The sequence below is a fragment of the Legionella tunisiensis genome, assembly GCF_000308315.1.
Taxonomy (GTDB): Bacteria; Pseudomonadota; Gammaproteobacteria; order Legionellales; family Legionellaceae; genus Tatlockia; species Tatlockia tunisiensis.
This window is the reverse complement of record NZ_CALJ01000239.1, coordinates 1-6,761: the sequence shown is the minus strand read 5'-3', so window position 1 is coordinate 6,761 and position 6,761 is coordinate 1. Positions and strand designations below refer to the sequence as shown.

Genomic DNA, 6,761 nt, shown 5'->3' with positions numbered 1-6,761 from the left:
AAGGTTATTATTCGCACCAAAGAATATTTGTGTTTAGTGATGCCACATGATCATGCTTTAGTACTGAATCTGATTCGTTTTCAACAAGAAATGCGGAATGAAGAGGATTTGGAAGTCCCTACTGAATCACTTAAATCTTATAAAATTTCAGATCGTGAAATAAAAATGGCAATTGATTTAATTAAAGACATGACAACGACTTGGAAACCTGAAAAATATCATGATGAATATCAGGAGGCTTTATCGAAATGGCTTGATAAAAAGGCGGCTGAAGCCGAAAGAGCAAGCAGTACTAAAACGAAAGCTCGAAGACGAAAACCAGATGATGTCATAGATTTTATCTCCTTATTGAAAAAGAGTATGGGGAAAGATAAAAATAAAGCTTTACAGAAAAAAGAAGCAACTAAAGCAAGGAAAAAAGCGTAATATGAGCAGAGTACTAAAATTCATCATCCCATAGGCTCAATTGTCTAGAGGAAGGGTTCTTCTTAGAGAATTTGTTTATATCCAAGGCTGGTTCTGCTTCCACATTTAAACCAAAACGTTTGCAAGCCATAGAAAATCTGATTGCTAACAGTTTGGCATAGTCTCCCTCTCCTCGCATGTGAGCGCCAAACGTTGCATCGTATTCTTTACCCCCTCGCATTTGGCGAATGAGACTCATAATGTGTTCGGCTCGTTGAGGAAAATGTGTTGCCAGCCATTCTTTAAATAAATCTTTTACCTCATGGGGTAATCTGATTAAAACATAACTAGCCTGTTTGGCACCTGCCTGTCCTGCAGCTTGGATAATTTTTTCCATTTCTACATCATTAATCATGGGAATGATAGGGGCTAGCATGACACGTATCGGTATTTGGTTTTCTGCTAAACACTTAATAAGCTTTAATCTACCAGCTGGGGCTGTAGTTCTAGGCTCCATAATATGTTTTAAATGGGTAGAAAGGGATGTAACACTGACTGCAACCTTAACAAGATTTTGTTTGGCCATTGTTGTAAGAAGATCTAAATCACGTTCAACAAGTGCATTTTTAGTGATAATAATGACAGGATGTTGGTAATAATTTAATACCTCCAAAAGACTACGGGTAACTTTGAGCTTGCTCTCTGCTGGCTGATAGGGATCTGTATTGGCTCCTAAAACAATAGGTTTACAGCAATATCCTGACTTATTGATTTCCTTTTCTAAAAGCGTTGCAGCATCAACTTTGTAAAAATTTTAGTTTCAAAATCAAGGCCTGGTGATAGGTTCACATAAGAATGGCTTGGTCGAGCATAACAGTAAATACAACCATGCTCGCAACCACGGTAGGGATTAATAGATTGCTCAAAGCCAAGGTCGGGAGAATCATTGCGGCTAATAACTGTTTTAGCAGTTTCTGGTAATAAGCAGGTTTCTACCGCGGGAGAAATGTCCTCTTCTACCTCCCATCCATCATCAAAATTTTCATAAGTAATTGATTCAAATCTACCTTCTGGGTTACTGAGTGCTCCACGATTCTTAATGGACTGATTTGACTTCATATTATTGGACTATTTAACCAATAGGGTTTTAATTTTATCATGATGAAAAACCTGGCAACAGACTGATATCTCCCTATTAGGGGGGAGCTAAATAGCTTTCCCTCAGCTGATTAAAATATCTTGCTCTGTAGCCTGAGGTTAACCGGCTCTAGTATTTAGCTGTCGCATCACTAGCTGGGAACGTGTCTTCTATTAATTTATCTAATTTTCTCTCTTTTTTCTGCGTTTTTCTTTCGCAGTGTCGTCCTTGCTAGAATGATGAGGTTTCTTGATTGATTTTGAACCTTTCATGACTCCTCCTTTCCCAGGATTATCTTAAGTATAGTCAATGCGTATTTTAAAAGAATATTATCTTGCTAAGGAGTAGGTTTGGATTGGCGGTGTTTTACATCATACACAAGAGCATAAACAGCAACAGCAGCGAGCAGGTGTTTCAATGTATGCCCGCTTATTGTTGTAGAACTTAAGTAATAAATCGTCTTATCAAAGCGTTCGGCCATTTTGGCCAAACCAAACAAAATGAAGCAGCTTGTAAGATAATAATTGCGTACATAAGGTGAGGGGAAAAATAATAAGATGAATATGATCGTGATTAGAGGATAACCTTGCGACCAAATATATAAGCGCATATCTCCTTGTCCCCAAAGTTCGCTAAGTTCCCATTGCAAAGTACAAAGGGTCGCCAGCAAAATAAGCGGTAATAATAAATAAAAGCCAATCGATCGATTGATGCGCTCTATAAAGATTGCGGCGAAGAATGACATTAGAAGAATTCCCATAGGGGCTCGATCCCAAAACAACGTATAGTTATCGGGGCGCAAATGGTAATAGGTCGAACCTAAACCTGTTAAGATCGTACCAGTAAATCCAATGAAGTAGGCCCGTTTTGCTTCTACCGTGAGCGCGCATTGAGAAGAAGGAGGCCAGTGAATGGTTTTAATACCCAGGCAACCCACAATAATAAAGGCTAGATTGGACATCACATCAGAAAAATTACGGATGTAGAATAAATTGCGCTTATCAGCGAAATCATGGTAGCTCAAAGGTTGTGCAAAGGGAGGAATCAAACTTAAGGCAAGCGCTGTAACTACTGTAAAAAATAGAAGAAAGCTAACAATTTTATTTTGAAAACTCTCCTGACTCATTGCGTATTAACCTGGCATATGGGGAAAGCGTTTAATCAATTTAACTTGTTTACTGCTTGATATCAAGAATTCAAAAAGGGGAAACTAATCCTAGCAAATGAAAAAATTCAGAAAATTTCATGAGGATTTTCTTGGAGCAGATGGAATGTAATTTTCTTCTGTACTTCGAGCATATGCTCTTCATTTTGATAGTTGGTTCTCGGCCAAAAATCCTTTTAAACCATCTTGTTTATTTCTTGGGACAATATGGACATGCAAATGGGGAATGCTTTGGCTAATAGTATTGTTCATAGCGATGAAACTTCCGGCAGCTTCTGTCGCTTTTTCTACTGCGATGCCAATTTTTTAGTTAAAATAAAGAGAGGGCTAATTAGCGCGTCGGGTAGGTCATACAAGGTCTTAAAATGATTTTTAGGGGCGAGTAGTGTATGGCCTGGAAAAAGAGGGCGGTGATCTAAAAAAGCGATAAATTGCTCATTTTCATAGATAATATAAGCCTTTTCTTTTTTCGCAATGATTAAATCAATAATGCATGGATGCAGCTCAAGCGCCGGCATATTAACCTCCCTGTTTCCCTCTCCATTTTATCTTAATTTCTCTCCCGGAGGAAAAACTATTATATCTTATATATAGTTTGAGTTAATTTGATTTAGATTGCGGCGAGCTCAAGGCATAATTTGCAGGATTTGACAGCTCATTATGCAGCAAGGGTCTAGTTGTCAAAGCAAAAAATGACGACCTTGCGTGATTCGAGATGAGGGGTCGTGTGTCACCTGGGTCTGGTAGGACTGGTGTACTTGATGCAGGTTGCGCTGAACCAGTGGGTAATAGTACTCTTTTGGCCGTTGGCTTTAGTATATTTGCTGTCATTGGTTGTATTGTAGATACTGGTTGTATTATGCCAGGAGCTGGCGGTATTCTTCCTACGATTGGCGCTTCTATTACTGGGGCTGGTTTTATCCTGCCAGCTGTTGTGTGTAGTAGTGGTCCAAGGGGTTGCATCGCTTGTGCTGTGGCTTGGACAAGATCCGGAGCTGGTTGTGCTGTTGTTGCCAATGATTGTTGGGCTTCTTTTACAGCTTTCAGCTCTCTCTCGAGAGTTTTAACGATTTCTTCTTGAGTTTTAAACCTTGCCTCGAGCGTTTTTACTGTTTTTACTAGGATCTTATAGTCCTTATCATGGCTAGTCGATTTATCTATCAATTTTTGAGCTTTTACTTGGGTACAGTTTGCGAACTGGTTGATTGATTCTCTTGTTTAGAAGCACGAACGGCGCAATTACGCAACAATCGAGCTATTTCATGATGCTTACGCTGATCTGCAAAGTCGGCGGCCGTAAACATTTCACCAGGTGTCACTTGGGGGATAAGGAGTTCCAATGAAGCGCGTTTACCATTTTTTGCTGCTAGATCAAGCGCTGTAGTTCCTTGAGCATTTTTTAAATGAACGCCTTTCTCTGTTGCTAAAAGTAATCTCATACATTCTAAGTCGTGGACAGCTGCCAGCATTAAAGGAGTAATTCGAAGGTATCCTAACTGCCTGGTTGGATCGGCTCCTTTGTCTAAGAGCTCCTTAACCATATCAGGTCGATTTAGCTTGGTACTCCAATATAAAGGATTTATAGGATAAATCTTATTTTGAAATTTGATGGTATATGTTTCTTGATCAAGATTGATGTCTTTGAATCCAAGTAATAATCTAAATGCGGTCATATCTCCTTTTTTAATAGCCATAGTTAAGGCTGAGTCTCCATGCTCATTTAACGCATTAATATCAATTTGCCCTTGTTCACGCAGTTTACGAATTTTATCTAAATTACCTTCAACAATAGCTTGAAAAATAGTTTTCACCAGAGCTCCTCAACTAAAAAATTCTCCATTATTCTAAAAATTGCCAATTGATACAGAGAAACTTTAGGAGAATTGGATTCCAGAAAGGAATGTGCCAAGAAGTAGAGGAATTTTATTTATCTAAGAGCTATATTCATTTTTATAATAAAACAAGGTGATTACAAATCATGTCTAATCTCTATGCCTCAATATTGAATAAAGAAATTGATGCCATACAAGATTTATTGCCGCAACTCTCTTCCCGGTTAAGCTGGAGTAAGGAAGAAGTCAAAGTGGAGCAGCAACGTGCTTTAGTGGCTTTATTAGCTTATGCAAAGGCAAATTCACCGTATTATGCGAGAAAATTTGCTCGAATAGAGCCCTCTCATTTTACTTTGGGTGATTTGGCTAAATTACCTACTATGAATAAAAAAGAAGTGATGGAGCATTGGGATGAGATTGTCACTGATAGAAATCTAACCTTGGAAAGGGCCAGTCAATTTCTCCATCATCAAGTCGAACCGGAATTGTTGGATAATTCATATCACTTTACCGCGACAGGAGGCTCTTCGGGAATCAGAGGGTTATTTGGATGGAATATTGAAGAGTTTATTTTATTTGTGGCTACTTTTTTCGTTTCCAATATCGCGATGAGTTTTCTTTGCATAAAAATCATAGCCCTTTACTCATGGCAGCGATTACTGCAGAGAAGCCAGTTCATCTTAGTCGATTTGTATTTACGGTTCCTCTCATGCCACAAATGAAAGTACTTCTCTTACCGGCCACGATGCCTATCATCGAGATGGTTGAACAACTTAATGCCCAAAAACCTAGTTATTTAATGGGCTACACTACGGAAATATATCGTTTGGCACAGGAAGCTTGCCGTGGAAAGTTAAAAATTTTTCCTCGCCGCGTTAGTGTTAATTCAGAGCCTTTATTCCCAGATATGCTAAATACCATTAAAAAGGCCTGGAATGTGCCATTGACTAATATGTGGGGATCTTCTGATGCAGGTCCGCACGCACAAAATTGTGATCATACAAATCATCTTCATTTAAATGAGGATCTCATCATTTTTGAAGCGGTTGATAAAAATAATCAACCAGTTTTAGACGGGCAGGAAGCAACGAAAGTATTAGTTACTAATTTATTTCATAAAAGCATGCCTTTATTCCGTTATGAAATTGATGATCGTATTACGATTCTGGCAGAGTCATGCCCTTGTGGTTCACCATTACGATTAGTACAATCTATTAAAGGGCGTAATGACGATAGTTTTTTTATACCAATGGTATTTGTGTTATTCCAGAGGTATTTGAAAATCTAATTTTTCCAGAAGAACAGGTGGAAGAGTATCAAGTATTTCAAACCACTCAAGGCGCTGAAATTTGGTTAACAGCCAGAAAAAATTTTGCCACAGAGAAAATGCAAAAAGAGTTAGTTGTTGCCTATCAGCAAGTAGGTATAGAGAACCCTCAAATTGAAATAAAAATTGTTTCTCAATTAAAGCGCCATTCTGAAACAGGAAAATTGAAACGATTTGTTAAACTCGAGTGCTAATTTGTTTGTTACTGAAGAATGATTTGATATCTATTCCATTTTTAAATATAGGAGTAGCACTGGGCATTTTCTTCATAAATTCTACGGACCAAGTCATTCATTTCTTTGGATCCAGCCGTTTTTCTAAACAGCATTTCAACAAAATCGTCCGCATTCATTGGCCATTTGTGGGCGTCAATTGTTTCGGACTGATTTTCATCATCAATAAGTTTTGCATTGTCTTGTAAAAAATATTCACTGCTTCCGCATCATAAGCAACAAGAGCTCCTGATTGGATACTATAGAATTTCCCTTTGGGAACAACGTCATAGGCTTTATTATCTGCTATATGAATAAATTTTTTAGTATCGGGTTGATAAGCATAGATTTCTTCAGGTAAGGCAGATGGAATAACCAGGATTTTCAAGCCTTCTTTTTTAATAAAAGAGAAATTTGAAATACATCGTAACCAGCTTCACGTATACTGGCTAGTGGTAAATAACCTAACGCTTTTTCTTTCCAATGTCGGCTAAATCGCTCATCCTTGGATCAGAAAAGAAATCATTCTTTTCAGTTTTATTTTGTTTGGTTTTTCTGAAAAAATAGATTGTTTAGTGGGTGCTTCACATTTTATTTGTTCTTTTATTTTCTTCAGACCTGCAAGAAACTTTTTCATAATTTTATCCAAATTTATCTTTTAAATTATGGTATAAAAAAGTAC

The 6,761-nt window shown here is 37.8% G+C and carries 7 protein-coding genes and 3 pseudogenes; 5 read left to right on the top strand and 5 right to left on the bottom strand.

Features of this window, described 5'->3' with window-relative positions; translation table 11 throughout:
- Window positions 1-426: pseudogene (locus BN58_RS25770) on the top strand (Ku protein); the annotation flags it as partial.
- Window positions 427-439: 13 nt separating this feature from the next.
- Here BN58_RS25770 and BN58_RS37125 read toward each other — a convergent pair.
- The 3 genes and pseudogenes from BN58_RS37125 to BN58_RS37120 all read right to left on the bottom strand — a co-directional run bounded on the left by BN58_RS37125 (window position 440) and on the right by BN58_RS37120 (window position 3,226).
- Window positions 440-1,524 (bottom strand): annotated as a pseudogene (locus BN58_RS37125) (PA0069 family radical SAM protein).
- Window positions 1,525-1,880: 356 nt separating this feature from the next.
- On the bottom strand, window positions 1,881-2,669 hold the full coding sequence (locus BN58_RS25760; RefSeq protein ID WP_019217421.1) for a hypothetical protein: 789 nt from the start codon (window positions 2,667-2,669) through the stop codon (window positions 1,881-1,883).
- Window positions 2,670-2,849: 180 nt separating this feature from the next.
- A pseudogene (locus BN58_RS37120) lies at window positions 2,850-3,226 on the bottom strand (HIT family protein).
- Between the two features lie 209 nt (window positions 3,227-3,435).
- Here BN58_RS37120 and BN58_RS31020 point away from each other — a divergent pair.
- Window positions 3,436-3,789: a hypothetical protein gene (locus tag BN58_RS31020; RefSeq protein WP_156812542.1), complete on the top strand. Its 354-nt coding sequence runs from the start codon at window positions 3,436-3,438 to the stop codon at window positions 3,787-3,789.
- A gap of 94 nt (window positions 3,790-3,883) precedes the next feature.
- On the opposite strand, the gene BN58_RS14375 is transcribed toward BN58_RS31020, so the two are convergent.
- Window positions 3,884-4,519, bottom strand: a complete 636-nt coding sequence (locus BN58_RS14375; protein WP_019217418.1) for an ankyrin repeat domain-containing protein — start codon at window positions 4,517-4,519, stop codon at window positions 3,884-3,886.
- A 167-nt stretch (window positions 4,520-4,686) separates the two neighbouring features.
- Here BN58_RS14375 and BN58_RS14370 point away from each other — a divergent pair, with 167 nt between their 5' ends.
- The 3 genes from BN58_RS14370 to BN58_RS14360 are packed head-to-tail and all read left to right on the top strand — an operon-like array spanning window position 4,687 to window position 6,061.
- On the top strand, window positions 4,687-5,262 hold the full coding sequence (locus BN58_RS14370) for a hypothetical protein (protein ID WP_026069507.1): 576 nt from the start codon (window positions 4,687-4,689) through the stop codon (window positions 5,260-5,262).
- The gene (locus tag BN58_RS14365; protein WP_156812541.1) at window positions 5,250-5,828 is read left to right on the top strand and encodes a phenylacetate--CoA ligase family protein; all 579 of its coding nucleotides are present in this window, start codon (window positions 5,250-5,252) and stop codon (window positions 5,826-5,828) included. Before BN58_RS14370 ends, BN58_RS14365 begins: the two co-directional genes overlap by 13 nt.
- Window positions 5,829-5,845: 17 nt before the next feature.
- The gene (locus BN58_RS14360; protein ID WP_026069505.1) at window positions 5,846-6,061 is read left to right on the top strand and encodes a hypothetical protein; all 216 of its coding nucleotides are present in this window, start codon (window positions 5,846-5,848) and stop codon (window positions 6,059-6,061) included.
- A gap of 154 nt (window positions 6,062-6,215) precedes the next feature.
- Here BN58_RS14360 and BN58_RS28830 read toward each other — a convergent pair whose 3' ends face one another.
- Entirely contained in the window at window positions 6,216-6,467 is a 252-nt protein-coding gene (locus BN58_RS28830) for a hypothetical protein (protein WP_019217417.1), read from the bottom strand.
- Window positions 6,468-6,761 lie beyond the last annotated feature (294 nt).